This window comes from Streptomyces sp. NPDC058092 (assembly GCF_042884935.1).
Taxonomy (GTDB): Bacteria; Actinomycetota; Actinomycetes; order Streptomycetales; family Streptomycetaceae; genus Streptomyces.
Window position 1 is genome coordinate 13,219 of record NZ_JBHVSY010000022.1, and the last position, 26,996, is coordinate 40,214.

General features: G+C 71.1%; 21 protein-coding genes and 1 pseudogene. 2 read left to right on the forward strand and 20 right to left on the reverse strand.

What is annotated here, in order from left to right; genetic code table 11:
- Window positions 1-310 precede the first annotated feature (310 nt).
- The 3 genes from ACFVV1_RS29740 to ACFVV1_RS29750 all read right to left on the reverse strand — a co-directional run bounded on the left by ACFVV1_RS29740 (window position 311) and on the right by ACFVV1_RS29750 (window position 3,999).
- Window positions 311-766: an Lrp/AsnC family transcriptional regulator gene (locus ACFVV1_RS29740; RefSeq protein ID WP_384456719.1), complete on the reverse strand. Its 456-nt coding sequence runs from the start codon at window positions 764-766 to the stop codon at window positions 311-313.
- A gap of 111 nt (window positions 767-877) precedes the next feature.
- Window positions 878-2,335, reverse strand: coding sequence for an aldehyde dehydrogenase family protein (locus ACFVV1_RS29745; protein ID WP_389995415.1), 1,458 nt, complete (start codon window positions 2,333-2,335; stop codon window positions 878-880).
- Window positions 2,336-2,532: 197 nt separating this feature from the next.
- A complete protein-coding gene (locus tag ACFVV1_RS29750; RefSeq protein ID WP_389995418.1) occupies window positions 2,533-3,999 on the reverse strand; it encodes a GuaB1 family IMP dehydrogenase-related protein in 1,467 nt (488 codons plus the stop codon).
- 307 nt (window positions 4,000-4,306) lie between these two features.
- Between ACFVV1_RS29750 and ACFVV1_RS29755 the strand changes: the two are divergent.
- Window positions 4,307-5,328, forward strand: a pseudogene (locus ACFVV1_RS29755) (terpene cyclase).
- Window positions 5,329-5,471: 143 nt separating this feature from the next.
- On the opposite strand, the gene ACFVV1_RS29760 reads toward ACFVV1_RS29755, so the two are convergent.
- The 4 genes from ACFVV1_RS29760 to fmt form a co-directional block, all read right to left on the reverse strand.
- Window positions 5,472-6,512 carry a sugar-binding transcriptional regulator gene (locus ACFVV1_RS29760; RefSeq protein WP_389995710.1) on the reverse strand — a complete coding sequence of 347 codons (1,041 nt, stop codon included), beginning with the start codon at window positions 6,510-6,512 and terminating at the stop codon, window positions 5,472-5,474.
- A gap of 164 nt (window positions 6,513-6,676) precedes the next feature.
- Complete coding sequence (gene rpe, locus ACFVV1_RS29765; RefSeq protein ID WP_389995420.1) at window positions 6,677-7,360, reverse strand: ribulose-phosphate 3-epimerase; 684 nt, start codon at window positions 7,358-7,360, stop codon at window positions 6,677-6,679.
- 133 nt (window positions 7,361-7,493) lie between these two features.
- Complete coding sequence (locus ACFVV1_RS29770; protein WP_389995423.1) at window positions 7,494-8,927, reverse strand: RsmB/NOP family class I SAM-dependent RNA methyltransferase; 1,434 nt, start codon at window positions 8,925-8,927, stop codon at window positions 7,494-7,496.
- 72 nt (window positions 8,928-8,999) lie between these two features.
- Window positions 9,000-9,932 carry a methionyl-tRNA formyltransferase gene (gene fmt / locus ACFVV1_RS29775; RefSeq protein ID WP_389995426.1) on the reverse strand — a complete coding sequence of 311 codons (933 nt, stop codon included), beginning with the start codon at window positions 9,930-9,932 and terminating at the stop codon, window positions 9,000-9,002.
- Window positions 9,933-10,319: 387 nt separating this feature from the next.
- Between fmt and ACFVV1_RS29780 the strand changes: the two genes are divergently transcribed.
- The gene (locus ACFVV1_RS29780; RefSeq protein ID WP_389995429.1) at window positions 10,320-10,874 is read left to right on the forward strand and encodes a hypothetical protein; all 555 of its coding nucleotides are present in this window, start codon (window positions 10,320-10,322) and stop codon (window positions 10,872-10,874) included.
- Window positions 10,875-10,956: 82 nt separating this feature from the next.
- Here the strand turns inward: ACFVV1_RS29780 and ACFVV1_RS29785 are convergent, their stop codons facing one another.
- The 13 genes from ACFVV1_RS29785 to ACFVV1_RS29845 form a co-directional block, all read right to left on the reverse strand.
- Window positions 10,957-13,101 (reverse strand): primosomal protein N', encoded by a 2,145-nt coding sequence (locus tag ACFVV1_RS29785; RefSeq protein WP_389995432.1) that lies wholly within the window; start codon window positions 13,099-13,101, stop codon window positions 10,957-10,959.
- A gap of 176 nt (window positions 13,102-13,277) precedes the next feature.
- Complete coding sequence (metK, locus tag ACFVV1_RS29790; protein WP_389995435.1) at window positions 13,278-14,486, reverse strand: methionine adenosyltransferase; 1,209 nt, start codon at window positions 14,484-14,486, stop codon at window positions 13,278-13,280.
- A 242-nt stretch (window positions 14,487-14,728) separates the two neighbouring features.
- Window positions 14,729-15,931, reverse strand: coding sequence for a bifunctional phosphopantothenoylcysteine decarboxylase/phosphopantothenate--cysteine ligase CoaBC (gene coaBC, locus ACFVV1_RS29795; RefSeq protein ID WP_389995438.1), 1,203 nt, complete (start codon window positions 15,929-15,931; stop codon window positions 14,729-14,731).
- Window positions 15,932-16,083: 152 nt separating this feature from the next.
- Window positions 16,084-16,356 (reverse strand): DNA-directed RNA polymerase subunit omega, encoded by a 273-nt coding sequence (gene rpoZ, locus ACFVV1_RS29800; RefSeq protein WP_003970369.1) that lies wholly within the window; start codon window positions 16,354-16,356, stop codon window positions 16,084-16,086.
- 77 nt (window positions 16,357-16,433) lie between these two features.
- Window positions 16,434-17,051, reverse strand: a complete 618-nt coding sequence (gene gmk, locus ACFVV1_RS29805; RefSeq protein ID WP_389995442.1) for a guanylate kinase — start codon at window positions 17,049-17,051, stop codon at window positions 16,434-16,436.
- 38 nt (window positions 17,052-17,089) lie between these two features.
- Window positions 17,090-17,413, reverse strand: coding sequence for an integration host factor (locus ACFVV1_RS29810; RefSeq protein ID WP_266702292.1), 324 nt, complete (start codon window positions 17,411-17,413; stop codon window positions 17,090-17,092).
- A gap of 244 nt (window positions 17,414-17,657) precedes the next feature.
- Window positions 17,658-18,497: an orotidine-5'-phosphate decarboxylase gene (pyrF, locus tag ACFVV1_RS29815; RefSeq protein WP_389995445.1), complete on the reverse strand. Its 840-nt coding sequence runs from the start codon at window positions 18,495-18,497 to the stop codon at window positions 17,658-17,660.
- Window positions 18,494-19,603: a quinone-dependent dihydroorotate dehydrogenase gene (locus ACFVV1_RS29820; RefSeq protein WP_389995448.1), complete on the reverse strand. Its 1,110-nt coding sequence runs from the start codon at window positions 19,601-19,603 to the stop codon at window positions 18,494-18,496. The genes pyrF and ACFVV1_RS29820 overlap by 4 nt, the downstream gene beginning before the upstream one ends.
- A 56-nt stretch (window positions 19,604-19,659) precedes the next feature.
- The gene (gene carB / locus ACFVV1_RS29825; RefSeq protein ID WP_389995450.1) at window positions 19,660-22,968 is read right to left on the reverse strand and encodes a carbamoyl-phosphate synthase large subunit; all 3,309 of its coding nucleotides are present in this window, start codon (window positions 22,966-22,968) and stop codon (window positions 19,660-19,662) included.
- Complete coding sequence (gene carA, locus ACFVV1_RS29830; RefSeq protein ID WP_389995453.1) at window positions 22,961-24,103, reverse strand: glutamine-hydrolyzing carbamoyl-phosphate synthase small subunit; 1,143 nt, start codon at window positions 24,101-24,103, stop codon at window positions 22,961-22,963. Before carA ends, carB begins: the two co-directional genes overlap by 8 nt.
- Window positions 24,100-24,681, reverse strand: coding sequence for a hypothetical protein (locus tag ACFVV1_RS29835; protein ID WP_389995456.1), 582 nt, complete (start codon window positions 24,679-24,681; stop codon window positions 24,100-24,102). The genes carA and ACFVV1_RS29835 overlap by 4 nt, the downstream gene beginning before the upstream one ends.
- Entirely contained in the window at window positions 24,678-25,991 is a 1,314-nt protein-coding gene (locus tag ACFVV1_RS29840; RefSeq protein WP_389995459.1) for a dihydroorotase, read from the reverse strand. The genes ACFVV1_RS29835 and ACFVV1_RS29840 overlap by 4 nt, the downstream gene beginning before the upstream one ends.
- Before the next feature lie 2 nt (window positions 25,992-25,993).
- On the reverse strand, window positions 25,994-26,989 hold the full coding sequence (locus tag ACFVV1_RS29845; protein ID WP_389995462.1) for an aspartate carbamoyltransferase catalytic subunit: 996 nt from the start codon (window positions 26,987-26,989) through the stop codon (window positions 25,994-25,996).
- Window positions 26,990-26,996 lie beyond the last annotated feature (7 nt).

Here is a 26,996-nt window from a genome sequence, read left to right on the forward strand (position 1 = left end):
TGACCTCGGACGGTGCGGGCGGGGCGGGGACGTAGGAGAGTGCTGAAGATCTTGGCCCGGCCAAGATCTCCAGGATCCTCCTAGACGGTACGGTCCACCGCGCGGGCCCGACAAGGCGCGACCGTTGCGCGCACACCATCGATCCATTGCGCGCCGACGGCCGGTGGCGGCGATTCATTGCGCTCGACGTCTTCGCAGGTCAAGCAGGTGACACAGGTCTCGGCCCGCCCGGCAGATCAAGGCCGCCCGGCACATCGAGCCCGTCCGGCGATCGAGGACGGAGCAGCCACCGGACGCCCGCCCGGCACCTTTACTCGGGCGCCCCCGACGAGTACCGCCTGAGCAGCGGCGAAAGCACCAGCACGGACTTCGTCCGCTCCACGTACGGCTCGCCCGCGATCCGTTCCAGCACCTGCTCGAAGTGGCGCATGTCCGCGGCGAAGACCTGCACGATCGCGTCGGCCTCCCCCGTCACCGTGGAGGCCGAGGCGATCTCCGGATACCGGGCGAGCCCCCGCTTGATCGCCTCCGGCGACGTGTTCCGGCTGCAGTAGATCTCGATGAACCCCTCGGTCTCCCACCCCAGCGCCGCCGGGTCCACCCGCACCGTGAAGCCGGTGATCGCGCCCTCGGCGCGCAGCCGGTCCACCCGGCGCTTCACGGCGGGCGCGGACAGGCCGATGATCGCGCCGATGTCCGCGTAGGAGCGCCGGGCGTCTTCGGCGAGGGCGTGGACGATGCGTTCGTCGAGGTCGTTCAGGCGCACTTCGGGCGGTTCACTTCTCTGCGATGGCCGGTGTCGGGGGCGGCAGAAGCCGCCCCCGAAGTAGACCATGGCGCCGCCCCGCAGGGCGCGCTCACCGCAGCCGGTGACCGGTCAGAACGGGAACTGCGAGCGGCCGTGCTGCACCGAGATCCACTTCTGCGTGGTGAAGGCATCGACCATCGAATCGCCGTTCAGGCGGCCGAGGCCGGAGCTCTTCTCGCCGCCGAACGGGACGATCGGCTCGTCGTGGACCGTGCCGTCGTTGATGTGGATCATGCCGGTGTGGACGCGCTGCCCGATCCGTACACCGCGCTCGATGTCGCCGGTGTGCACCGCACCGCTCAGGCCGTACGGGGTGTCGTTGGCGATCCGTACCGCCTCGTCGTCACCGTCGAACGGCACGAGGAGTGCGACCGGCCCGAAGATCTCCTGGGAGAGGACGGGGGAATCGGCGGCCAGCCCGGTCAGCACGGACGGGCTCACCAGGTTGCCGTCGGCCCGGCCGTGCAGCAGGGCGGTCGCACCGGCCTCGACGGTCTGGTCGACGAGCGTGGAAATGGCCTCGGCCTGCGAGGAGTTGATCAGCGGGCCGATCACGGTCTCCGGGTCGGCCGGGTCACCGACCCGCAGCGACGCGACCTTGGCGACGAACTTCTCGGTGAACTCCTTCTCCACCGCCCGGTCGACCAGGATCCGGTTCGCGGCCATGCAGACCTGGCCCTGGTGCACGTACCGGCTGAAGACGGCCGCGTCCACGGCGTAGTCCACATCGGCGTCGTCGAGGACGATGAGCGCGCTGTTGCCGCCGAGTTCGAGCACGGCACGCTTGAGGTTCGCCGCGCACACCGTGGCGACGTGCCGTCCCACCTTGTCCGAACCGGTGAAGGAGATGACCTGCGGAATGGGGTGCTCCAGCAGTGCGTCACCGATCTCGGCGATGTCGGTGACCACGACGTTCAGGAGACCGGCCGGCAGCCCCGCCTCCTCGAACACCTTCGCCACCAGCGTGCCGCCGCAGACCGGGGTGTTCTGGTGCGGCTTGAGCACCACCGCGTTGCCGAGCGCCAGGGCGGGAGCGACGGACTTCAGCGACAGCAGGAACGGGAAGTTGAACGGGCTGATGACGCCCACGACACCGGCGGGCACCCGGTAGACGCGGTTCTCCTTGCCCTCGGTCGGCGAGGGCAGAATCTGTCCGGTGGGCCGCAGCGCGAGCTGGATCGACTCCCGCAGGAACTCCTTGGCGAGATGCAGTTCGAAGGCCGCCTTCAGCCGGGTGCCGCCCAGTTCGGCGACGATGGCGTCACTGATCTCGGGTTCGCGTTCCTCGACGACGCGCAGCGCCCGCTCCAGCACCAGCCGCCGGGCGTACGGGTTGGTGTCGCCCCACGCCCGCTGCGCGGCCTCGGCGGACCGGTAGGCCTGGTCCACCTCGTCGGCCGTGGCGACCGTGATCGAGGCGAGCTTCTCCCCGTTGTACGGATTGAAGTCGATGATGTCCCAGGACCCCTTGCCCGGCCTCCACTCGCCGTCGATGTACTGATGGGCCAGATCGGTGAAGAAGGACATGAGATCCCTTACCACAGAGGAACGGGCGGCTGATTGGGCTTCATATTACTTACATTCCAACGAGGTTGAGGCGGATCACGGCGGTATCCGGGGGTCGGAATCGGACATCCGTGCCACCCGCGAGGACACCCGGAAACGCCGTTGCCCCCCACGGCTCGAACGGCCGTGAGGGGCAACGGTGTTGCGGGATTACGGGATCAACTCCAGCTGGCGTGCAGCGGCTTGCCCTCGGCATAACCGGCGGCGCTCTGCACCCCGACGACCGCCTTCTCGGCGAACTCCTCCAGGGAGGCCGCACCGGCGTAGGTGCAGGAGGAGCGGACGCCCGCGATGATCGAGTCGATCAGGTCCTCGACGCCGGGCCGGGCCGGGTCGAGGAACATCCGCGAGGTGGAGATGCCCTCCTCGAAGAGCGCCTTGCGGGCCCGGTCGTACGCCGACTCCTCCGACGTACGGTTCTTCACGGCGCGGGCGGACGCCATGCCGAAGGACTCCTTGTAGAAGCGGCCGTCGGCGGACTGCTGGAGGTCGCCGGGCGACTCGTACGTACCGGCGAACCAGGAGCCGATCATCACGTTGGACGCACCCGCGGCGAGTGCCATCGCGACATCGCGCGGGTGGCGGACACCGCCGTCGGCCCAGACGTGCTTGCCGTACTTCTTCGCCTCGGCGGCGCACTCCAGGACGGCGGAGAACTGCGGCCGCCCCACGCCCGTCATCATCCGGGTGGTGCACATGGCGCCCGGTCCGACACCGACCTTGATGATGTCCGCGCCGGCCTCGACGAGGTCGCGCACGCCCTCGGCGGCGACGATGTTGCCCGCGACGACGGGCACCTGCGGGTCGAGCCCGCGAACGGCCCGGACCGCGTTGATCACGGACTCCTGGTGGCCGTGGGCGGTGTCCACGACGAGCGTGTCGATGCCCGCGTCGAGGAGCTGCTTGGCCTTGCCCGCGACATCGCCGTTGATCCCGACGGCGGCGGCGATCCGCAGCTTGCCGCCGGCGTCGGTGGCCGGGGTGTACAGGGTGGCGCGCAGTGCGGCCTTCCGGGTGAGGATGCCGACGAGCCGCCCGTCCGCGTCGACCGCGGGGGCGAGCTTGCGGTGGGCGCCGTCGAGCTTGTTGAACGCGTCGCGCGGGTCGATGTCCGCGTCGAGCAGCACCAGGTCCCTGGACATGATCTCGGAGAGCTGGGTGAAGCGGTCGACGCCGGTCAGGTCGTGATCGGTGACGACGCCGACGGGCCGCTGCTCCTCGTCGACGACGACACCGGCGCCGTGCGCGCGCTTGTGCAGCAGGGACAGGGCGTCGGCGACCGTCTGGCCGGGGGCCAGCACGATCGGCGTGTCGAGCACCAGATGGCGCGTTTTCACCCAGGAGACGACGTCGGCGACGACCTCGATCGGGATGTCCTGCGGGATGACCACGAGCCCGCCGCGGCGGGCGACCGTTTCGGCCATCCGGCGGCCCGCGATGGCCGTCATGTTCGCCACGACGAGGGGGATGGTGGTGCCGCTGCCGTCGGGCGAGGAGAGATCGACACCCTGGCGGGATCCGACCGCCGAACGGCCCGGGACCATGAAGACGTCGTCGTACGTGAGGTCGTACGGGACCGAGGGGGAGTCTGTGTGGCGACCGGTGCCGGGCTCAAGAAAACGCATAACACTCATTTTTTCACACGAAACGGAGCAGGTCGCCTCCACGAAGGCACAGCAAATACCCCCCGCGTTCGTACGTTCCCCCAAGGAACCGGGCGGGAGTCCCGGGCAGGTGGAACCTGCCGTGCCGACGGACCCTACCCGAGCTGCGTCCGAATCATTCGCGATCACCTTCCCTGGACCTGGCAACAAGGGGTCAGCTGGCTTCAAAATCCGCAGGTCCCGTGGGTCGCCACGTCGCCCCGGAGGAACATGCGGAAGGGTCACAACTTCCGTCACCCGTACGACCGGAGAGGATCACGACCCACCCGTGGAGAGCGAACTGCCGGACATCTACTGCCCGTTCCCCAGCGCACGAATCCGCACGTCGGGCACGCCAGAGTCCATCTCGACGACTGGATCCGCAACACCGGTCTGGTGCACCGCGCTTCAGCCAGGGAACGCTTCGAGCAGGCTGACTTCGGGGCGTTCGTCGGCATGGTGTACCCGACCGCCGGCGGCAAGAATCTCGACCTCGTCGCCGACTGGTTCGTGTGGCTGTTTCTCGTCGACGACCAGCTCGACGACGGTCATCTCGGCCGCAGCCCGGAGCGGGTGCGGGACGTGGTCGCGGTGATGCGGTCCGTGATCGAGGGCAACGGTACGGGCGGCCGGGCGGACGAGGAGCTCCCCGCCGCCGTGGTCGCCCTGGTCGATCTGTGGGAACGGACGACGCCGACCGCGGCCCCGCACTGGCGCGCCCGGTTCGGCCGGCACCTGATCACGTATCTCACGACGGCCACCACCTGGGAGGCCGGGAACCGGGCCGCGGGTGTGGTGCCGCCCGAGGAGACGTACATCGCCAAGCGCCGCCACACCGGCGCGATACATGTCTGCATGGACCTGATAGAGATCGTGGCCGGGATCGAGGCGCCCGAGTCGATCCACAACGACTCCCGGTTCATCACCGCACTGGAAGCCTCGTGCAACGTCGTGTGCTGGGCCAACGATGTGTACTCCTACGAGAAGGAGCAGGTGCTCGGCGAGATCCACAATCTCGTCCACCTGGTCCGCCACCACCGCGGTTACGGCAAGCAGCAGGCGCTGGAACACGTCTGCGCGGAGATCGCCACGGAGACGGAGCGGTTCCTCGCCGCCGAGACCGAGCTGCTGGCCGCGTACCCGCAGCTGTCCTGGATGCTCACGCCGTACCTGGACGGGATGCGGAGCTGGATGCGCGGCAACCTGGACTGGTCCCGGCAGACCCCCCGCTACGACCCGGCCGATGTGAGCCAGTACGAGGAGCCGGAGCAGTACCTGGAGGCCACGGTCCTGGGCGTGGCCCAGGACTGAACCGCCGGGCCGGACAACGCCCGGGCAGCGCACCCGCTGTCCGGGCGGTTCACTCGCCGTCACCCGCACGGCTCGGCCGCGTCCCGGCCCGTGCGAGCCCGTCCGGCGTCCGAGGACGGAACGACCACCGGGCGGACCCGGTATCAGTCACCGTCGCCCGCACCCGCTCGGACGCCGTCCGGATCCGACCGCTCCAGCGCCGGCCGCCGCGGCACCGCCGACTCGGTCAGCAGGTAGTCCGCCGCCGCCGTGTCCGTCACCAGGCTGGTGACCAGACCGGACCGCAGCACCGCCCCGATCGCCGCGGCCTTGCGCTGGCCGCCCGCGATCGCCACCACCTCGGGGATCCGGCGCAGCCGGTCGGCCTCGACCGTGATGCAGCGCTCCCCCAGGTCCCGGCCGACCCGGCGTCCCTCCGTGTCGAAGAGGTGCGCGGACATCTCGGCGGCGACGCCGAGCGACGCGTAGTGCGCACGCTCCTCGTCCGTCAGCATGTCGTGCACGGTGGAGATGCCCGGCTCCCAGGAGCCGATGGACACCGCGGCGACCGTCACCTTGTCGAAGTACTCGAAGGCGCGGGCGATACCGGTCTGGTGGCGCAGCGCGGCGGCCGTGGCCGGGTCGGGCAGCAGCATCGGGGCGTAGATGGGGTGGGCCTCACCGCCGGCCACCTGGGCGGCCCGGCGGACCGCCTCGACCGATCCGCGCTCGGCCGTCCCCGCGTCGTACACCCCGGTGAGCTGCACGACCGTGCACGGCGGCAGCCGGTCGAGGGCCGCCGCCATGTGGATCGTGGAACGGCCCCAGGCCAGGCCGAGCACATCGCCCTCGTTCACCAGTTCGCCCAGGAGATCGGCCGCGACCTCCCCCAGGTTCTCCGGGTCGGGTGCGTCGTCCTGCTCCTCCGCGGGGGATTCGACGACGACCGCGTGACGCAGCCCGTAGCGGGCCCGGAGCGCGTCGGAGCGCTCGGCGTCCAGCTCGGCGGGGACCCGGATCTCGATCCTCACGAGGTCGCGTTCCAGTGCCGTCTCCAGGACCCGGGCCACCTTGAAGCGGCTGACGCCGAACTCCTCGGCGATCTGGATCTTCGACTTTCCTTCGAGGTAGAAGCGGCGGGCCATGGCCGCCGCCTGCACCAGCTCCGCGGGCCCCATCCGCAGGGCGGACCGGCCCGCCGACATTGCAGACACCGCGATCTCCTCACTGCTGTTCACACTCTCGATACGCCGTTCATCCTGTCAGATCCGGCGATCCTTGATCGGTCCCGTCGGACCACGTTCATCTGCCCTTGGCCGGGCCGACCCGCAATCGGGGGCCGGAGCGGCTGCCGGCTCCGCTTCCGGGTTCAGTGGCCGCACGCCCAGGCCGCCGATGCGGTGGCCGCGTCGGCCCTGGCCCGCAGTGCGCGCACCGCTTCGGCCGGGTCCGTGGCCCCGTACACGGCCGAACCCGCGACGAATACGTCGGCACCGGCCTCGGCGCACCGCTCGATGGTGGACTCGGAGACGCCGCCGTCGACCTGGAGCCAGAGTTCGAGGCCGTGCTTGGAGATCAGCTCACGGGTGCGGCGGATCTTCGGCAGCATGATGTCCAGGAACGCCTGGCCGCCGAAGCCCGGCTCCACCGTCATGATCAGCAGCATGTCGAGCTCGGGGAGCAGGTCCTCGTACGGCTCGATGGGCGTCGCGGGCCTGAGCGCCATGGAGGCGCGGGCGCCCTTGGCCCGGATCTCCCGCGCCAGCCGTACGGGCGCTGCCGCCGCCTCGACGTGGAAGGTGACGGAACCGGCGCCCGCCTCGACGTACTGCGGCGCCCAGCGGTCCGCGTCCTCGATCATCAGATGGCAGTCGAGCGGGGTGTCCGTGGCCCGGCTGAGCGATTCCACGATCGGCACGCCGAGCGTCAGATTGGGCACGAAGTGGTTGTCCATCACGTCGACGTGGAGCCAGTCGGCGCCTTCGACCGCCTTCGCCTCCTCGGCGAGACGGGCGAAATCGGCGGACAGGATGCTGGGGCTGATCTGGGCCATGTGCCAAGCGTGCCATGCTCCGCGCCACTTCCCCGCCCCGGTGCGGGCCAAAGCCTCACGGGATCATTACAGTTCGCTCGATCCGGACCGCCCACTCCGCGCGATCCGGGCGTTTCCGCCCGGGTCGGACCCGTCAGGCGGTGCGCCGCAGCAGTGCCAGGTACATCGCGTCCGTGCCGTGCAGATGCGGCCACAGCTGGACGTCGGGGCCGTCGCCGAGCGCGGGCACGCCGGGCATCAGCGGGCGGGCGTCGACCCACTCCGCCTCGACCGGCTCTCCGCCCCGCCCCTTGAGCACGTCCTCGACGACGACCCGGGTCTCCGCGAGATGCGGCGAGCAGGTCGCGTATCCGACGATGCCGCCGACCCGTACCGCCTTCAACGCCTCGCGCAGCAGCCCGCGTTGCAGCGGTGCGAAGCTCTCCAGGTCCTCCGGGCGGCGCCGCCAGCGGGCCTCCGGGCGGCGGCGCAGCGCGCCGAGTCCCGAGCACGGCACGTCCATCAGGATCCGGTCGAAGGCACCGGGCCGCCACGGCGGGCGGGTGCCGTCGGCGACGATCACCTGGTACGGGCCGGGGTTGCCGGCCAGCGCGCGCTCGACGAGGCGGGCCCGGTGCGGCTGCTTCTCGGCGGCGAGCAGGGCGGCGCCGCGTTCGGCGGCGAGGGCGGCGAGCAGGGCGGCCTTGCCGCCGGGCCCGGCACAGCCGTCGAGCCAGCGGGTGTCGCTGCCCTCCACCGGCGCGTTGGCGAGGGCGGCGGCCACCAGCTGGCTGCCCTCGTCCTGGACTCCGGCGCTGCCCTCCTGCACGGCCGTGAGGGCGCCGGGCTCGCCGCCCTCGCCCATCCGTACGGCATGGGGCGACCAGCGGCCGGGCAGGCCGTTCCCGTCGCCGAGTGCGGTGAGCAGCTCATCGGTGGTGGAGCGGCCGGGGCGGGCGACCAGCGTGACCTCGGGCCGTTCGTTGTCCGCTTCGAGGAGGTCCTCGATCCCGGCGCGGCCGCCGCCCAGTGCGTCCCAGAGGGCGGACACGATCCACCGCGGATGCGAGTGCACGACCGCGAGGTGGTCCTCGGCGTCCTCGTCGTACGACGGGGCGACGCGCGCCACCCAGCCGTCGAGATCGTCCGCGGAGACCTTCCGGAGGACGGCGTTGACGAACTTGGCACGCCCCTCGCCGAGCACCACCCGGGCCAGCTCCACACTGGCGGAGACGGCGGCGTGGGTGGGGATGCGGGTGCCGAGCAGCTGGTGCACGCCCATGTCGAGCACATCGAGGACCGGCGGGTCGACCTCGCGCAGCGGCCGGTCGATGCAGGCGGCGACGATCGCGTCGTACGTCCCCTGGCGGCGCAGGGTCCCGTAGACCAGCTCGGTCGCCAGCGCCGCGTCCCGGCTGTCGAAGTCGCCCTTGGCCCGGGCCTTCTTCAGCAGCGGGGGAAGGACGAGGTTGGCATACGCATCGCGTTCGTCGACGGCCCTGAGCGCTTCGAAGGCGAGGAACCGGACGGGGTCCTTCTTGGGCCGGCGATGCGGCTTGGCGGGACGGCGACGCTGCTGGTCGTTCACGTGAAAGGTGCTCCGCTGATGGTGAGAGGGCGAACCCTCCCAGCCTACGTCGCCGCCCCGGTCCGTATGGCGCTAGATCCCCAGCAGCTCGCCGTGGACGATGCGCACCCCGCGGGCCCAGTCCGCGGCCCGCATCGGCTTCTTGCCCTGCGGCTGGACCCAGAGCAGCTCGACGGCGTGCGATCCGGTGCCCACGTACACGTTGCTCTTGGCCGCCGACAGTTCGCCGGGGGCCAGGTCGGCGCGGTCCAGTACGGGCACCGCCTGGATCAGCTTCAGCCGTTCCCCGCGAAACAGCGTCCACGCCCCCGGAGCGGGTGTGCAGCCGCGCACCACCCGGTCGACCCGCAGGGCGGGGGCGGACCACCGCACCTGGGCGTCCTCGACGGTGATCTTCGGTGCGAGGGTGACGCCTTCGGCGGGCTGCGGCACGGCGTGCAGCGTGCCGTCCTCGATGCCGTCCATGGTCGCTACGAGCAGCCCCGCACCGGCGAACGCCAGCCGGGTGAGCAGGTCTCCGCTGGTGTCGGTGGGCCGCACTTCTTCGGTGAGGACGCCGTACACCGGGCCGGAGTCGAGCCCCTCCTCGATCAGGAAGGTCGACGCTCCGGTCACCTCGTCCCCGGCCATGATCGCGTGCTGGACGGGGGCCGCGCCGCGCCAGGCGGGCAGCAGCGAGAAGTGGAGGTTGACCCAGCCGCGGGCGGGTACGTCGAGTGTGGTCCTGGGCAGCAGCGCCCCGTAGGCGACGACGGGACAGCAGTCCGGGGCGATCTCCCGCAGCCGCGCCAGGAAGTCCTCGTCGCGCGGGCGGGCGGGCTTGAGCACCTCGATCCCGGCCTCCTCTGCCCGCTCGGCGACGGGGCTGGCGACCAGCCGGCGGCCTCGCCCGGCGGGGGCGTCGGGCCGGGTGACGACGGCGGCCACCTCGTGCCGGCCGGAGGCGATCAGGGCGTCCAGGGCGGGTACGGCTACCTCGGGGGTGCCTGCGAAGACGAGCTTCATGGGTGGCTGACTGCCTCTCAGGCCGAAACGTACGGTGACGAGCAACACATGGGAGCGACCGGCGCGCGTGGGGCGGGAGAAGGGCGGGGCTGGGTACGTGCAGCTGCAGGACGGAGGATTGCGGCATCGCGCGCCATGGTGATGGACGACAACGCCGCAGGTGTGCGTGCCCAACCCCGCGACGCCGCCCCCATGCGCCGGTCGGTCCAAGTCTAGGGGCCGGGCGCCCGGGGGGCGTACGCACCACTGCGCGCCCCTTGGATATGCGTACGCGCCCCTCCAGCGTGACCAGATCCACAGCTGATGCGTTGGTCAAGAGAGATTGACCGAAGCGAGCCGCCACGATGCGGCCCGATCCCTTTCAACGCCGGTTCGAGAGGCTTCTTCATGGCCGACCACGCAACCCACGACGCCCAAGCGAGGGCCAGCCTGCATCTGTTGGTGCGGGACATCGAGCGGGTCCGGCGGCAGGTGGACGCGCTGCGCACGCTCACCGCCCAACTGGGCAACGTCTACCGTCCGCGCCGCTCCGGCCCGTCCACGGGCTTCGTCGTCTACGGCCGGGCCCCGGCCCCCACCGTCAGACTGGCCCAGGAGCTGCGCGACAGCGTCGAGACCCTGGTCACCGCGGCAGTGGACTTCGACCGCTCGCTGGGCTTCTCCTGGGACGCGGTGGGCTCCGCGCTCGGGGTCACCAAGCAGGCGGTGCACCGCCGCTACGGCGCCCGCCGCAACGCCCCCCAGCCGGGGGCTGCGGCCGAGGCCGCCGCGGAGACCGCGGTGGCACACCCCCTGCCCATGGCACCCGGCTCCTCCTCCGGTACGCCGCCGCTGCCCGCCGTGCCCGCCGCACGTTCCATGCCTCCGCAGCCGTCGGTGGACCGCCCGTCACTGCGCGAGGACCTGCGCCCGGGCGCCTTCCCCGGCCCACGCAACGGCTGACCGCGCCACCCCGCCTCCTGCCCCGCCGCGCCCGACGCCCGGCGGGGCAGCCGCGTCTCCTCCCCCGGTCCCGCCCCCGCCGTCACCCGATGTCCGGCGGATCCACCCGGATCCGGACCTGCTCACCGCTCCCCCGGGCCAGCCGCGCCGCCTGCGCCGCCTTCAACGCGGCCGCCAGCGCCGCCCCGCTCCCCGGAGGCACCCTGAGCAGGGCCCGCTCCCACGACTCCCCCGGCGGTGCGTCCCCGGGCCTGCGGGGCCTGCCGGGTTCGGCGCCCGGCGCCGGGACCGGGCCGAGCACCTCGGCGTCCGGCGGCAGTTCGGCGGCCGTGAGGAACGCGGCGAGCGCCTCCGGCGAACCGGTCACCGAGGCCATCCGGGACACCGGCGGAAAGCCGAGCTCGGCCCGCTCCGCCAGCTCGCGGCGGGCGTGCCCGACCGGGTCCCAGCGCACCAGTGCCTGCACCGGCCGCAGGGTCGGCTCGGCAACGATCAACACCGTGCCGCCCTCCGGCTGCCCCCGCACCAGCGAGGCCGCGGCCGTCCAGCGGCGCAGCGCCTCCTCGCCGGCCCGCAGGTCGGGGCGGCCGACCATCGCCCACCCGTCCAGCAGCAGCGCGGCCGCGTAGCCGCCCTCGGCGACGGGTTCGGCGCCCGGGGTGCTGACGACCAGTGCGGGCACGTCCGGCACCGAGTCCAGGATGTGGTCGCGGCCCGACGTCCGGACCGGCACGGCCGGGAACGCCCGGCCGAGCTCCTCGGCGGTGCGACGGGCGCCGACGATCTGGGCCCGCAACCGGCCCCCGCCGCAGGCGACGCAGTGCCAGGCGGTCTCGGCCCGTCCGCACCAGGCGCAGTCGAGATCCCGCTGATCCGGTGCCTGGAGCGGGCCGGCGCAGTGCCGGCACCGAGCGGGTTCACGGCAGCGCTCGCAGGCGAGGCGGGGCGCGTATCCGCGGCGCGGCACCTGGACCAGGACGGGGCCCTCGCGCAGCCCGTCCCGTACCGTCTGCCAAGCCAGGCTGGGCAGCCGGGCCGCCCGCGCGGCCCCGTCCCGGGCCAGCTCCCCGTCGCCGACCGTACGCACCAGGGGCGCCGCCATCCGCAGCTGTTCCCGGTCCGCCCGCAGCGGGAGCGCCCAGCCGCTCTCCACCAGCTGGGCGGCCTCCACGGTGCAGTTCGTACCACCGAGCAGGAACGCGCACCGGCCGTACGCGGCCCGTAGTTCGAGCACCTCCCGGACGTGCGGGAAGGGGGCGTTGTCGTCGCTGTGGCTGGAGTCCCCGTCGTCCCAGACGGCGACCAGGCCGAGATCGGCGACGGGGGCGAACATCGCGGCCCTCGTCCCGACGACGGCCCGCACGGAGCCGCGCCGCACGGCGAGCCACTCCCGGTACCGCTTCTCCGGTCCGGAGTCGGCGGTCAGCAGGGCGTGGCGGCCCCGGCCGAGCAGTTCGGTGAGCGCGGCATCCACCCGGCCGGCGGCCCGGCCGTCGGGCACGACGACGAGTGCGCCGCGCCCGGAGGCGAGGGTCGCGGCCATGGCCCTGGCGATCTCCTCGGGCCAGTGCGGGCCGGGCAGCGCCGTCCAAACGGCCCGGGGTGCACCGCCCTCGGCCAGTGCCCGCAGGAACGCGGGTCCCTGTGCGTATCTCTCCCAGCTCCCCGCCGCCGGGGCGGGTGGCGGGGGCAGCGGCTCGGGCGAGGGCTTGGCCTCGGCCCGTCCGTTCCTGGGCGGCACGGCGAGCTGCAGCACATCGGCGAGGCTGCCCGCGTAACGGTCGGCGACGGCCCGCGAGAGGGCGAGCAGCTCCGGTCCCAGCACCGGTTCGGGGGATACGACATTGGCGAGCGCGGCGAGGGCACCCGGGTAGTCCGATTCGGCGAGCCGCTCCACGAGGAACCCGTCGATCAGCCCGCCGCCTTCGCGGCGGCCGCCGCGGACATTGCGCGCCCCGGCCCCGAATCGCACCCGCACCCGCACCCCGGGCTGTGCGTCGGCGTCGAGCTCCTCGGGGACGGCGTAGTCGAAGTACTGGTCGAGATGGAGCACGCCCTTGTTGACCAGCACCCGGGCGACGGGCAGCTCCTTGGCGAGTGCGGCGCCGCGCCAGGTCCGCGGCTTGGCCCGCGGCACCTTCGCCTTCCGTACCGTCTCCCGAATCAGCGCAAGCTGCTCCGGGGCCCCGCCCCCGGGGTCCTCGGATCGCTCGTTTTCGCTGCTCACAGCCAAATTCCTACCAGACTCCACTGACAGCGGCCCCGGCACGAGCGCACCGGCGGCCGCACGCACGGGGCCCGGACACCGCGTGCGGCGTCCGGGCCCCGGCGTTCAGACGGAGAGCAGCAGGCTTACGAGCCGGGAGCAACAGAGCCCGAGCGGGCTCTGTTCACCCCAGGTCGTTACAGCCCGGCCGCCGTGCGCAGCGCGTCCACGCGGTCCGTGCGCTCCCAGGTGAAGTCGGGAAGCTCGCGGCCGAAGTGGCCGTACGCCGCGGTCTGGGCGTAGATCGGACGCAGCAGGTCGAGGTCGCGGATGATCGCGGCCGGGCGGAGGTCGAAGACCTCCCCGATGGCGTGCTCGATCTTCTCGGTATCGACCGCGGCGGTGCCAAACGTCTCGACGAACAGGCCGACGGGCTCGGCCTTGCCGATCGCGTAGGCGACCTGTACCTCGCAACGGGCGGCGAGGCCTGCGGCGACGACGTTCTTGGCGACCCAGCGCATGGCGTACGCGGCGGAGCGGTCGACCTTCGACGGGTCCTTGCCCGAGAAGGCGCCACCACCGTGACGGGCCATGCCGCCGTAGGTGTCGATGATGATCTTGCGGCCGGTCAGACCGGCGTCGCCCATCGGGCCACCGATCTCGAAACGACCGGTCGGGTTGACCAGCAGCCGGTAGCCGTCGGTGTCCAGCTTGATGCCGTCCTCGATCAGCTGCCCGAGCACGTGCTCGACGACGAACTCGCGGATGTCCGGCGCGAGCAGCGAGTCGAGGTCGATGTCGCTGGCGTGCTGCGAGGAGACGACGACCGTGTCGAGACGGACGGCCTTGTCGCCGTCGTACTCGATGGTGACCTGCGTCTTGCCGTCCGGGCGCAGGTACGGGATGGTCCCGTTCTTGCGGACCTCGGAGAGTCGTCGCGAGAGCCGGTGCGCGAGGTGGATCGGGAGCGGCATGAGCTCGGGCGTCTCGTCGCAGGCGTAGCCGAACATCAGGCCCTGGTCGCCGGCACCCTGCTTGTCGAGCTCGTCCTCATCGCCCTCGACCCGCTTCTCGTACGCGGTGTCGACGCCCTGCGCGATGTCGGGCGACTGCGCGCCGATGGACACCGAGACACCGCAGGAGGCGCCGTCGAAGCCCTTCTTGGAGGAGTCGTAGCCGATTTCGAGAACCTTGTTGCGTACGAGGGTCGGGATGTCGGCGTAGGCCTTGGTCGTGACCTCACCCGCAACATGCACCAGACCGGTGGTGATCAAGGTCTCGACGGCGACGCGGGACCGGGGGTCCTCACGGAGCAGTGCGTCGAGGATGGTGTCGCTGATCTGGTCAGCGATCTTGTCGGGGTGGCCCTCGGTGACGGACTCCGAGGTGAAGAGACGGCGGGACACATCGCTCCCTGGGGTTGCAGCGGCTGCTGGCTGATCATTTGGCGGACGGCCGGGAGCTGCGCCCGACACGGTCCGCGGGCCAGTTTATCGGTCACTTCCGTTCGGCGGACAACGTGTCTCGCCCTTTGGTAGTTCTGTGACCTGCGGCACGCCCCGTGGCGGTAGCGAATTCGGCTGCCCAGAAAGCCATTTACGCCCATATTTCAAGGGTTTTCGCCTGCGCGAGACAGGAGAAAGGAATTTCATCCGAGCCGCGACGACACAAGATCCCAGACCGTGTCGGCGAGCGCCTCCTTGGGGCCGTGGGGCACCGGGGTCTCTCCGCCGTCGGCTGCGAGGACCACTGCTTCGTTCTCCTCGGAGCCGAATGTCCTGTGTTCCCCGACCTCATTGACGACGAGCAGATCGCAGCCCTTGCGGCGGAGCTTCTCACGGCCGTTGGCGAGGACATCATCGGTCTCGGCGGCGAAACCGACGACGATCTGGTCCGGGCGGGCGCGTTCACCGGCGACCTCGGCGAGGATGTCCGGATTGCGGACCAGTTTGATGGGCGCGGGCTCCTGGCCGTCCTTCTTCTTGATCTTCCCCGTCGCGTACTCCGCGGGGCGGAAGTCGGCGACCGCCGCAGCCATCACGACCACATCGGCGTCCGCCGCCGCCTTCAGCACCGCCTCGCGCAGCTGTATGGCGGTCCCGGCGTGCAGGACGTCGGCGCCGGCCGGGTCGGGCAGGCCGGTGTTGGCCTCGACGAGGGTGACCCGGGCGCCGCGGGCGACCGCGGTACGAGCCAGGGCGTAGCCCTGCTTGCCGGAGGAGCGGTTGCCGAGGTAGCGCACCGGGTCGAGCGGCTCTCGCGTACCACCCGCGCTGATCACGACGTGGCGGCCGGCCAGATCCGCTTCGACGGGTCCGCGGGCCAGCACCCGGCGGCAGACCTCGAAGATCTCCCCGGGGTCCGGGAGCCGGCCCTTGCCGGTGTCGACGCCGGTGAGCCTGCCGACGGCGGGCTCGATGACGACGGCGCCGCGGCGGCGCAGCGTGGCGACGTTCTCCTGGGTGGCGGGATGCTCCCACATCTCGGTGTGCATGGCGGGCGCGAAGACGACCGGACAGCGGGCGGTGAGGAGCGTGCTGGTGAGGAGGTCGTCGGCGAGGCCGTGAGCGGCCTTGGCGAGCAGGTCGGCGGTGGCGGGGGCGACGACGACGAGGTCGGCGCCCTGTCCGATCCTGACGTGCGGCACCTCGTGGACGTCGTTCCAGACCTCCGTGGAGACCGGGTGACCGGAGAGCGCCGACCAGGTGGCCGCCCCCACGAAGTGCAGCGCCGACCCGGTCGGGACGACGCGCACATCGTGACCGGACTCGGTCAGCCGGCGCAGCAGCTCGCACGCCTTGTACGCGGCGATGCCCCCGCTGACCCCAAGAACGACCTTCGGCTTGTCCACTGCGTCTCCCCGCACTCGGATACGAACACCCCCATGCTGCCTCACCGCGGCCGGTCCGCTGCTGTCGCCCCGGACACACCGCGGGCGTCCCGGACACACCACAGGCCCGGCAGCCATGGCCGCCGGGCCTGTGGTGAAGGTGCAAACCCTGCTTACTGCGCGGGGCCCTCGATGGCCTCGGAAGTGAGCAGGCCCGCGTTGATCTCGCGGAGCGCGATCGAGAGCGGCTTCTCGTGCACGTGGGTGTCGACGAGCGGACCGACGTACTCCAGGAGACCCTCGCCGAGCTGCGAGTAGTACGCGTTGATCTGGCGCGCGCGCTTGGCGGCGTAGATCACGAGGCTGTACTTCGAGTCGGTGGCCTCGAGGAGCTCATCAATCGGCGGGTTGATGATGCCCTCGGGCGTGGTGATGGAAGAGGACACTCTCTGCCTTCCGAAGGGGGTAAAGATCAAAGAAATCTTTGATAGTGCGGAGTTCCGTGATGCCTGTGCGCCGACCGTCAGTCGTTGTCGGCACGGTGGCCGGAAGCCTCCAGCATCAAGGCTAGCAGCTCACGGGCCACGTCCTCGACGGAGGTGTTGACCAGCGTCGTATCGAACTCGGACTCGGCGGCCAGTTCGATCCTGGCGGCGGCGAGCCGGCGCTCGATCACCTCGGCGGACTCGGTCCCGCGGCCGGTGAGCCGGCGGACCAGCTCCTCCCAGCTCGGCGGGGCCAGGAAGACGAGCCGGGCGTCCGGCATCGACTGCCGGACCAGCCGGGCACCCTGGAGGTCGATCTCCAGCAGCACCGGCTCGCCCGCTTCCAGGCGCTCGAGCACGGCGCGGCGGGGCGTGCCGTACCGGTTGCCCGCGAACTCGGCCCACTCAAGCAGCTCGCCGTTGGCGATCAGCTTGTCGAATTCGTCGTTGTCCACGAAGAAGTAGTGGACACCGTTGCGCTCGCCGGGGCGCGGCTTGCGGGTCGTCGCCGACACCGAGAGCCAAACCTCGGGGTGGGCCTTGCGCATATGGGCGACGACCGTGCTCTTGCCGACCCCCGAGGGGCCGGAGAGCACGGTCAGCCGCGGACGTACGTCCGGGGGTGCGGGGGACGTCCCCCGGGATGTTGCAGCCATGGAGCGATTATCCAGGTTCTCAGGAGTGCCTGAGAACGTCAGGCGGCGCTGCCGCCGAACTCACGCTCCAGGGATGCGATCTGGTTGGAGCCGAGGCCCCGGACCCGGCGGCTCTCGGAGATGCCGAGCCGCTCCATGATCTGCTTGGCGCGGACCTTGCCCACGCCCGGCAGGGACTCCAGGAGGGCGGAGACCTTCATCTTCCCGATGACGTCGTTCTCCCGGCCCTGCTTGATGACCTCATGGAGGGAGGCGCCGGAGTGCTTGAGTCGATTCTTGACCTCGGCCCGCTCCCGGCGAGCCGCGGCGGCCTTTTCGAGCGCGGCTGCGCGCTGTTCAGGGGTAAGGGGCGGAAGAGCCACGCCTACGTCACCTCGGATGTCGATCTGTCGGATACGGACCGGTGCGGAAGCTGGACGCTCCACACCAGGTGAGCGACGGACAACATGTGTACGTCGGCTCTCGACGGAGACTAGCGGCCAAGGCCGTCCGAGTCAGCGAGAACCAACGAAAAGTCCTGGTCAGCCTCAGCCGACCAGGACATTTCAGGCATAACAACCGAGTTTTTTGGTCAGGATTCAGTCAACACCCTGTTACGTGGCATGGTCATGTACGTGCGACGGCCGTCCGGACCTCGTCCGTGAGGCGATCGGCTGCCGCTCGCAGCCCCGCCATGTCCGGTCCCCGGCTCAGTACGCCGCGGCTCACACTGGGCACCACATTGCCCACCGCGTCGCCGAAGACACCGGGCAGATCGGCGGGCGTCGCGCCCTGGGCCCCGATCCCGGGGGCGAGCAGCGGGCCGTTGATGGCGAGATCCACACCCGCGTCCCCGAGCGTGGCACCGACCACCGCGCCGACGGAGCCGAGCGGGGTCACCCCCTCGTTCTCGGCGGCCATGTGGTCGAGCATCAACTGGGCCAGCGAACGCCCGTCGGCGGCGGTGGCGCGCTGCACCTCCGCCCCTTCCGGGTTGGACGTCAGGGCGAGCACGAAGACACCCGAGCCGGAGAGGACCGCCGCGTCGAGCGCCGGGCGCAGCGAACCGAAACCGAGGTACGGCGAGACGGTGACCGCGTCGGAGAACAGCGGCGAGTCCTTGTCCAGGTAGGTCGCCGCGTACGCGCCCATGGTGGAGCCGATGTCGCCGCGCTTGGCGTCCATCAGGACGAGCGCGCCGGCCGCGCGCGCCTCCTCGACGGCCTTCTCCAGGACCGCGATGCCGCGCGAGCCGAAGCGCTCGAAGAACGCGGACTGCGGCTTGAGCACGGCGACCCGGTCCGCCAGTGCCTCGACGACGGTACGGGTGAACCGCTCCAGGCCCGTGACGTCGTCGTTCAGGCCCCAGGCGGTGAGGAGCGAGGCATGCGGGTCGATGCCGACGCAGAGCGGCCCGCGGGTGTCCATGGCGTGGCGCAGACGTGCGCCGAACGGTTCCGGGATCATGCGGTGGCCTTCCTGGTTTCCGCGCCGACGGCTTCGGCGAGGGTGGCGTACGGGGATGCGGCCAGGCGCGCGGCCAGGCCCTTGTGGATCGCCCGGGCGTAGAACGGGCCCTCGTAGATGAAGGCGCTGTAGCCCTGGACGAGCGTGGCACCGGCGAGGATGCGCTGCCAGGCGTCCTCGGTGCTCTCGATGCCCCCGACACCGACCAGGGTGATCCGGTCGCCCACCCGCGCGTACAGACGGCCGAGGACCTCCAGGGAGCGTGCCTTGAGGGGCGCCCCGGAGAGTCCGCCGGTCTCCGCGACGAGGGACGGCGAGGACTTCAGGCCGAGGCCGTCCCTGGCGATGGTGGTGTTGGTGGCGATGATGCCGTCCAGTCCCAGCTCGACCGCGAGGTCGGCGACCGCGTCGACGTCCTCGTCCGCGAGGTCCGGGGCGATCTTGACGAGCAGCGGGACCCGCCGGTCGGTGACGGCCCGGTCGGCCGCCTCGCGCACGGCGCCGAGCAGGGGGCGCAGCGCCTCGGTGGCCTGGAGGTTGCGCAGGCCGGGCGTGTTGGGCGAGGAGACGTTCACGACGAGATAGTCGGCGTGGCGGGCGAGCCGCTCGGTGGACTTCACGTAGTCGCCGACCGCTTCGGCCTCCGGCACCAGCTTCGTCTTGCCGATGTTGACGCCGACCGTGGTCCTGAAGACCGGCCTGCGGGCGGCCAGCCGCTCGGCCACGGCCTCGGAGCCCTCGTTGTTGAAGCCCATGCGGTTGATCAGCGCGCGGTCCGCCACGAGGCGGAAGAGGCGCTTCTTGGGGTTGCCGGGCTGCGGCTCGCCGGTGACGGTACCGATCTCGATGTGGTCGAAGCCGAGCATCGACATGCCGTCGATCGCGACGGCGTTCTTGTCGAAGCCCGCGGCGAGGCCGAAGGGGCCGTGCATCCGCAGGCCGAGTGCCTCGGTGCGCAGCTCCTTGTGGCGGGGGGCGAGCACGGCGGCGACGAAGGTGCGCAGCACGGGGACGCGGGCCGCGAGGCGGATCCAGCCGAAGGCCAGGTGGTGCGCCTGCTCCGGGTCCATCCGCCTGAAGACCAGCTGGAAGAAGAACTTGTACATCGGGAGTGTCCTCACAGAGAGGGGGACACCGTTTCCGATGTCCCCCTGCCGGTCTGCTAGTCGCGGGCCGCGGTCAGATGCTCCGCGTGTTCCTGGAGGGAGCGGACGCCGACGTCTCCGTGGGTGAGCGCGTCGATGCCCTGGACCGCGGCGGCGAGCGCCTGGACCGTGGTCAGGCAGGGCACGGACCGGGCCACGGCCGCGGTACGGATCTCGTAGCCGTCGAGACGGCCGCCCGTGCCGTACGGCGTGTTGACGATCAGGTCGACCTCGCCGTCGTGGATCAGCTGGACGATGGTGCGCTCGCCCTGCGGGCCCACGCCCTCGGACTGCTTGCGCACGACCGTGGCGTTGATGCCGTTGCGCTTGAGGACCTCGGCGGTGCCGGAGGTGGCCAGCAGCTCGAAGCCGTGGGCGACGAGTTCGCGCGCCGGGAAGATCATCGAGCGCTTGTCGCGGTTGGCGACCGAGATGAACGCGCGGCCCTTCGTCGGCAGCGGGCCGTAGGCGCCGGCCTGCGACTTGGCGTACGCCGTGCCGAAGACCGCGTCGATGCCCATGACCTCACCGGTGGAGCGCATCTCCGGGCCGAGGACGGTGTCGACGCCGCGGCCGTGGATGTCGCGGAAGCGCGACCACGGCAGGACGGCCTCCTTGACGGAGATCGGCGCGTCGAGCGGCAGGGTGCCGCCGTCGCCGTTCGCCGGGAGCAGGCCCTCCGCGCGCAGCTCGGCGACGGTCGCGCCCAGCGAGATCCGGGCGGCGGCCTTGGCGAGCGGGACCGCGGTCGCCTTCGAGGTGAAGGGGACGGTGCGCGACGCGCGCGGGTTGGCCTCCAGGACGTACAGGATGTCGCCGGAGAGCGCGAACTGGATGTTGATCAGCCCGCGGACGCCGACGCCCTTGGCGATGGCCTCGGTGGAGGCGCGCAGCCGCTTGATGTCGTAGCCGCCGAGGGTGATCGGGGGCAGGGCACAGGCGGAGTCGCCGGAGTGGATGCCGGCCTCCTCGATGTGCTCCATGACGCCACCGAGGTAGAGCTCGGTGCCGTCGTAGAGCGCGTCGACGTCGATCTCGATCGCGTCGTCGAGGAAGCGGTCGACCAGGACCGGCCGGGTGGGACTGATCTCGGTGGACTCGGCGATGTACGAGGAGAGCCGCGTCTCGTCGTACACGATCTCCATGCCGCGGCCGCCGAGCACGTACGACGGGCGGACGAGGACGGGGTAGCCGATCTCGTCGGCGATCGCCTTGGCCTCGTCGAACGTGGTGGCGGTGCCGTGCTTCGGGGCCGGCAGCCCGGCCTCGGCCAGGACGCGGCCGAAGGCGCCGCGGTCCTCGGCGGCGTGGATGGCCTCCGGGGACGTACCGACGACCGGCACGCCGTTGTCCTTGAGCGCCTGCGACAGACCCAGCGGGGTCTGGCCGCCGAGCTGGACGATGACACCGGCGACCGGGCCCGCGAGGGTCTCGGCGTGCACGATCTCCAGCACGTCTTCCAGCGTCAGCGGCTCGAAGTACAGGCGGTCGGAGGTGTCGTAGTCGGTGGAGACGGTCTCCGGGTTGCAGTTGACCATCACGGTCTCGTAGCCCGCGTCGCTCAGCGCGAAGGAGGCGTGGACGCAGGAGTAGTCGAACTCGATGCCCTGGCCGATCCGGTTGGGGCCGGAACCGAGGATGAGCACCGCGGGCTTGGTGCGGGACGCGACCTCGGACTCCTCGTCGTAACTGGAGTAGAAGTACGGCGTCTTCGCGGCGAACTCGGCGGCGCAGGTGTCGACCGTCTTGTAGACCGGGCGGATGCCGAGGGCGTGCCGCACCTCGCGGACGACGTCCTCGCGCAGGCCGCGGATGTCGGCGATCTGGGCGTCGGAGAAGCCGTGCCGCTTGGCCTCGGCGAGCAGCGCGGGGTCGAGCTCTTCGGCGGCGGCCAGCTCGTCGGCGATCTCCTTGATCAGGAAGAGCTGGTCGACGAACCAGGGGTCGATCTTCGTGGCGTCGAAGACCTCCTCCTGGGTGGCACCGGCCCGGATCGCCTGCATGACGGTGTTGATCCGGCCGTCGGTCGGGCGGACCGCCTCGGCCAGCAGCTCGGCCTTGTCGCCGGGCTCACCGGTGAAGGCGAACTGCGAGCCCTTCTTCTCCAGGGAGCGCAGCGCCTTCTGGAGCGCCTCGGTGAAGTTGCGGCCGATCGCCATGGCCTCGCCCACCGACTTCATGGTGGTGGTGAGGGTGGAGTCGGCGGAGGGGAACTTCTCGAAGGCGAAGCGCGGGGCCTTGACCACTACGTAGTCGAGGGTCGGCTCGAAGGAGGCCGGGGTCTTCTCGGTGATGTCGTTCGGGATCTCGTCGAGCGTGTAGCCGACGGCCAGCTTGGCGGCGATCTTGGCGATCGGGAAGCCGGTGGCCTTCGAGGCGAGCGCCGAGGAGCGGGAGACGCGCGGGTTCATCTCGATCACGATGACCCGGCCGTCGGTCGGGTCGATGGCGAACTGGATGTTGCAGCCGCCGGTGTCGACGCCGACCTCGCGGATGATCGCGATGCCGATGTCGCGCAGCCGCTGGTACTCGCGGTCGGTGAGGGTCATCGCCGGGGCGACGGTGATCGAGTCACCGGTGTGGACGCCCATCGGGTCGAAGTTCTCGATGGAGCAGACGACCACGACGTTGTCGTGCTTGTCGCGCATCAGCTCCAGCTCGTACTCCTTCCAGCCGAGGATGGACTCCTCCAGGAGCACCTCGGTGGTCGGCGAGAGGGTGAGGCCCTGGCCGGCGATGCGGCGCAGCTCGTCCTCGTCGTGCGCGAAGCCGGAGCCGGCGCCGCCCATGGTGAAGGAGGGACGGACGACCACGGGGTAGCCGCCGAGCGTCTCGACGCCCGCCAGGACATCGTCCATGGAGTGGCAGATGACGGAGCGTGCGGACTCGCCGTAACCGATCTTCGCCTTGACGGCCTCGACGACACCCTTGAAGAGGTCGCGGTCCTCGCCCTTGTGGATCGCCTCGACGTTGGCGCCGATGAGCTCGACGCCGTACTTCTCCAGGACACCCTTCTCGTGCATGGAGATCGCGGTGTTGAGCGCGGTCTGGCCGCCCAGCGTGGGCAGGAGCGCGTCGGGGCGCTCCTTGGCGATGATCTTCTCGACGAACTCGGGGGTGATCGGCTCGACGTACGTGGCGTCGGCGATCTCCGGGTCGGTCATGATCGTCGCCGGGTTGGAGTTGACCAGTATGACGCGCAGGCCCTCGGCCTTGAGCACGCGACAGGCCTGGGTGCCGGAGTAGTCGAACTCGGCGGCCTGCCCGATGACGATCGGACCGGAGCCGATGACCAGGACGGACTGGATATCGGAGCGCTTAGGCACGCTGGCCCTCCATCAGGGAAACGAAGCGGTCGAAGAGGTACGCGGCGTCGTGCGGGCCCGCGGCCGCCTCGGGGTGGTACTGGACGCTGAAGGCCGGCTGGTCGAGGAGCTGGAGGCCCTCGACGACCTGGTCGTTCAGGCAGACGTGGGAGACCTCGGCGCGGCCGAACCCGGTGTCGGACACCTTGTCGAGCGGGGCGTCGACGGCGAAGCCGTGGTTGTGCGCGGTGACCTCGACCTTGCCGGTCGTACGGTCCTGCACGGGCTGGTTGATGCCGCGGTGGCCGTACTTCAGCTTGTACGTGCCGAAGCCGAGGGCGCGGCCCAGGATCTGGTTGCCGAAGCAGATACCGAAGAGCGGGGTCTTCCGCTCCAGAACGCCTCGCATCACGGAGACCGGGTGGTCGGCGGTGGCCGGGTCGCCGGGGCCGTTGGAGAAGAAGACGCCGTCGGGCTCGACCGCGTACACCTCCTCCAGGGTGGCGGTGGCGGGCAGCACGTGCACCTCGATGCCGCGCTCGGCCATCCGGTGCGGGGTCATGCCCTTGATGCCGAGGTCGATCGCGGCGACGGTGAACTTCTTCGTGCCGATCGCGGGGACGACGTACGCCTCCTTGGTGGCGACCTCGGCGGAGAGGTCGGCGCCCACCATCTCGGGGGCCTGCTGGACGCGGGCGAGCAGCGTGGCGTCGTCGGCGAGTGCGTCACCGGAGAAGATGCCGACGCGCATGGCGCCGCGCTCGCGCAGGTGGCGGGTGAGGGCGCGGGTGTCGATGCCGCTGATGCCGACGACGCCCTGACGCTCCAGCTCCTCGTCGAGCGAGCGCCGCGAGCGCCAGTTGGAGGGCACCCGGGCGGGGTCGCGGACGACGTAACCGGAGACCCAGATCCGTCCGGACTCGGGGTCCTCGTCGTTCACACCGGTGTTGCCGACGTGCGGGGCGGTCATCACGACGACCTGGCGGTGGTACGAGGGGTCGGTCAGCGTCTCCTGGTAGCCGGTCATGCCGGTGGAGAACACCGCCTCGCCGAAGGTCTCCCCCACGGCCCCGTAGGCACGGCCGCGGAAGGCGCGGCCGTCCTCCAGGACGAGTACGGCGGGAGCCTGGGCGGCTCCCCGGGTGGAGATCGTCATCGTGCGGTGCCTTCCGTAGTGCTGGTGAGATGGTTGATGGCCTCGACCCAGGCCGGGTGCTCGGCCGAATGGTCGGAGCGGAATCCGGAGTCGATCAGCTGGTCGCCGTGCGCCCAGGTGATGATCAGCAGGCCGCCCTCGGGGAGGACCTTGCCGGCGATGCCCTTGTCGAGCCGGGCCTCGCGCAGTGCGGCGGCCGGGACGAAGAAGTCGGCCGCTCCGGGGCGTACGACGTCGAGGCCCTGGTCGGTCAGGGTGAGTTCGACGCGGCTACGGGTACCGAGGCCGTGGGCGACGATCCGGTCGAGCCACTGCCCGGCAGTCGTCGAGGCGTGGTACCGGCCGGTCAGCGTCAGCAGCTTCTCGCCGTCCGCGAACCCCTCCGGGGTGGAGCCGAGTTCCGGCAGACCGGACTGGAGACTCCCCCGCCACTTCCATCCCTGGCGCATCAGCCAGTAGACGAAGGCGATGAGGACGATCAGTCCGATGACCCAGCTGATGCGAGCGGACCAGTCGGTCACTTCGGCCGACTTCTGCTCGGCGGCGAGCTGGAGGTACAGGGGGGTGAGTGATGTCACGCGAGCTTCCCGTCGACGACCGTGGCACGGCCCCGCAGGAAGGTGTGGGTGACTCGGCCCGGCAGCTCGCGACCCTCGTAGGGAGTGTTACGGCTGCGGGAGGCGAAGCCCGCGGGGTCCACCACACCACGGTATGCCGGATCGACCAGCGTGAGGTTGGCGGGCTCACCGGCCGAGACGGGCCGGCCGTGTCCGTCGAGACGGCCGATGGCGGCCGGACGGAACGACATCCGGTCGGCGACGCCCGCCCAGTCGATGAGGCCGGTGTCGACCATCGTCTGCTGGACGACGGAGAGCGCGGTCTCCAGGCCCACCATGCCCATGGCAGCGGCGGCCCACTCGCAGTCCTTGTCCTCGTGCGGGTGCGGGGCGTGGTCGGTGGCGACGCAGTCGATGGTGCCGTCGGCGAGCGCCTCGCGCAGGGCCATGACGTCGGCCTCGGTGCGCAGCGGCGGGTTCACCTTGTAGACCGGGTCGTAGGACCGTACGAGCTCGTCGGTGAGGAGCAGGTGGTGCGGGGTGACCTCGGCGGTGACGTTCCAGCCCTTGGACTTGGCCCAGCGGACGATCTCGACGGAGCCGGCGGTCGACAGGTGGCAGATGTGCACCCGGGAGCCGACGTGGGCGGCGAGAAGTACGTCGCGGGCGATGATCGACTCCTCGGCGACGGCGGGCCAGCCGCCGAGACCGAGCTCCGCGGAGACGACGCCCTCGTTCATCTGGGCGCCCTCGGTGAGGCGGGGCTCCTGGGCGTGCTGGGCCACGACGCCGTCGAAGGCCTTCACGTACTCCAGCGCGCGACGCATGATCACCGCGTCGTCGACGCACTTTCCGTCGTCGGAGAAGACCTTCACCCCGGCGGCCGAATCGTGCATGGCGCCGAGCTCGGCGAGCTTCTTGCCCTCCAGGCCGACGGTGACGGCGCCGATTGGCTGCACGTCGCAGTAGCCGGACTCCTTGCCGAGCCGCCAGACCTGCTCGACGACGCCGGCGGTGTCGGCGACGGGGAAGGTGTTCGCCATGGCGTGCACGGCGGTGAAGCCTCCGACGGCCGCCGCCTTCGTCCCGGTGAGGACGGTCTCGGAGTCCTCGCGGCCGGGCTCGCGCAGGTGGGTGTGGAGGTCGACGAGGCCGGGCAGCAGGATCCGGCCGGCCGCCTCGACGACGGTCGCGTCGCCGGCCTCGATGCCGGTACCACTCCAGTCGATTTCGCCCTGCCGGGCGGTGGCGGCGATGGTCTCGCCGTCGATCAGGACATCCTGGGGTTCGCCGCCGAGGATCTTCGCGCCGCGGATAAGGATCTTGCTCATGGTTACTTGTTCTCCTCGGTACGGGTGGCGGGCGACGGGTGGGCCGGGGCGGCGGGCTGGGAGCCGCCCAGCAGCAGGTACAGGACGGCCATGCGGATCGATACGCCGTTGGCGACCTGCTCGACGGCCGTGCACCGGTCGGAGTCGGCGACCTCGGCGGTGATCTCCATGCCGCGGACCATCGGGCCGGGGTGCATGACGACGGCGTGCTCGGGCATCTTCGCCATGCGGTCGCCGTCCAGGCCGTAGCGGCGGGAGTACTCGCGCTCGGTCGGGAAGTACGCGGCGTTCATCCGTTCGCGCTGCACACGGAGCATCATCACCGCGTCGGACTTCGGCAGCACCTCGTCGAGGCCGTAGCTGATGTCGCACGGCCACTGCTCGACGCCGACCGGGACGAGGGTCGGCGGGGCGACCAGCGTGACGTGGGCGCCGAGCGTGGTCAGCAGATGGACGTTGGAGCGGGCCACACGGCTGTGCAGGATGTCGCCGACGATGGTGATCCGGCGGCCTTCGAGGTCGCGGCCGAGACCGCTGTCGGCCCCGACGAGGCGGCGGCGCATGGTGAAGGCGTCCAGGAGGGCCTGGGTGGGATGCTCGTGGGTGCCGTCACCGGCATTGACGACGGCGCCGTCGATCCAGCCGGAGGTGGCGAGGCGGTACGGGGCACCGGAGGCGCCGTGCCGGATGACGACGGCGTCGGCGCCCATCGCCTCCAGGGTCAGCGCGGTGTCCTTGAGCGACTCGCCCTTGGAGACGGACGAGCCCTTCGCGGAGAAGTTGATGACATCGGCGGAGAGGCGCTTGGCCGCGGCCTCGAAGGAGATGCGGGTACGCGTCGAGTCCTCGAAGAAGAGGTTGACGACGGTACGGCCGCGCAGGGTCGGGAGCTTCTTGATCGGCCGGGCCGCGACCCGTGCCATCTCCTCGGCGGTGTCGAGGATCAGGACGGCGTCGTCGCGGGTGAGATCGGCGGCCGAGATGAGGTGACGCTTCATCTGGGTG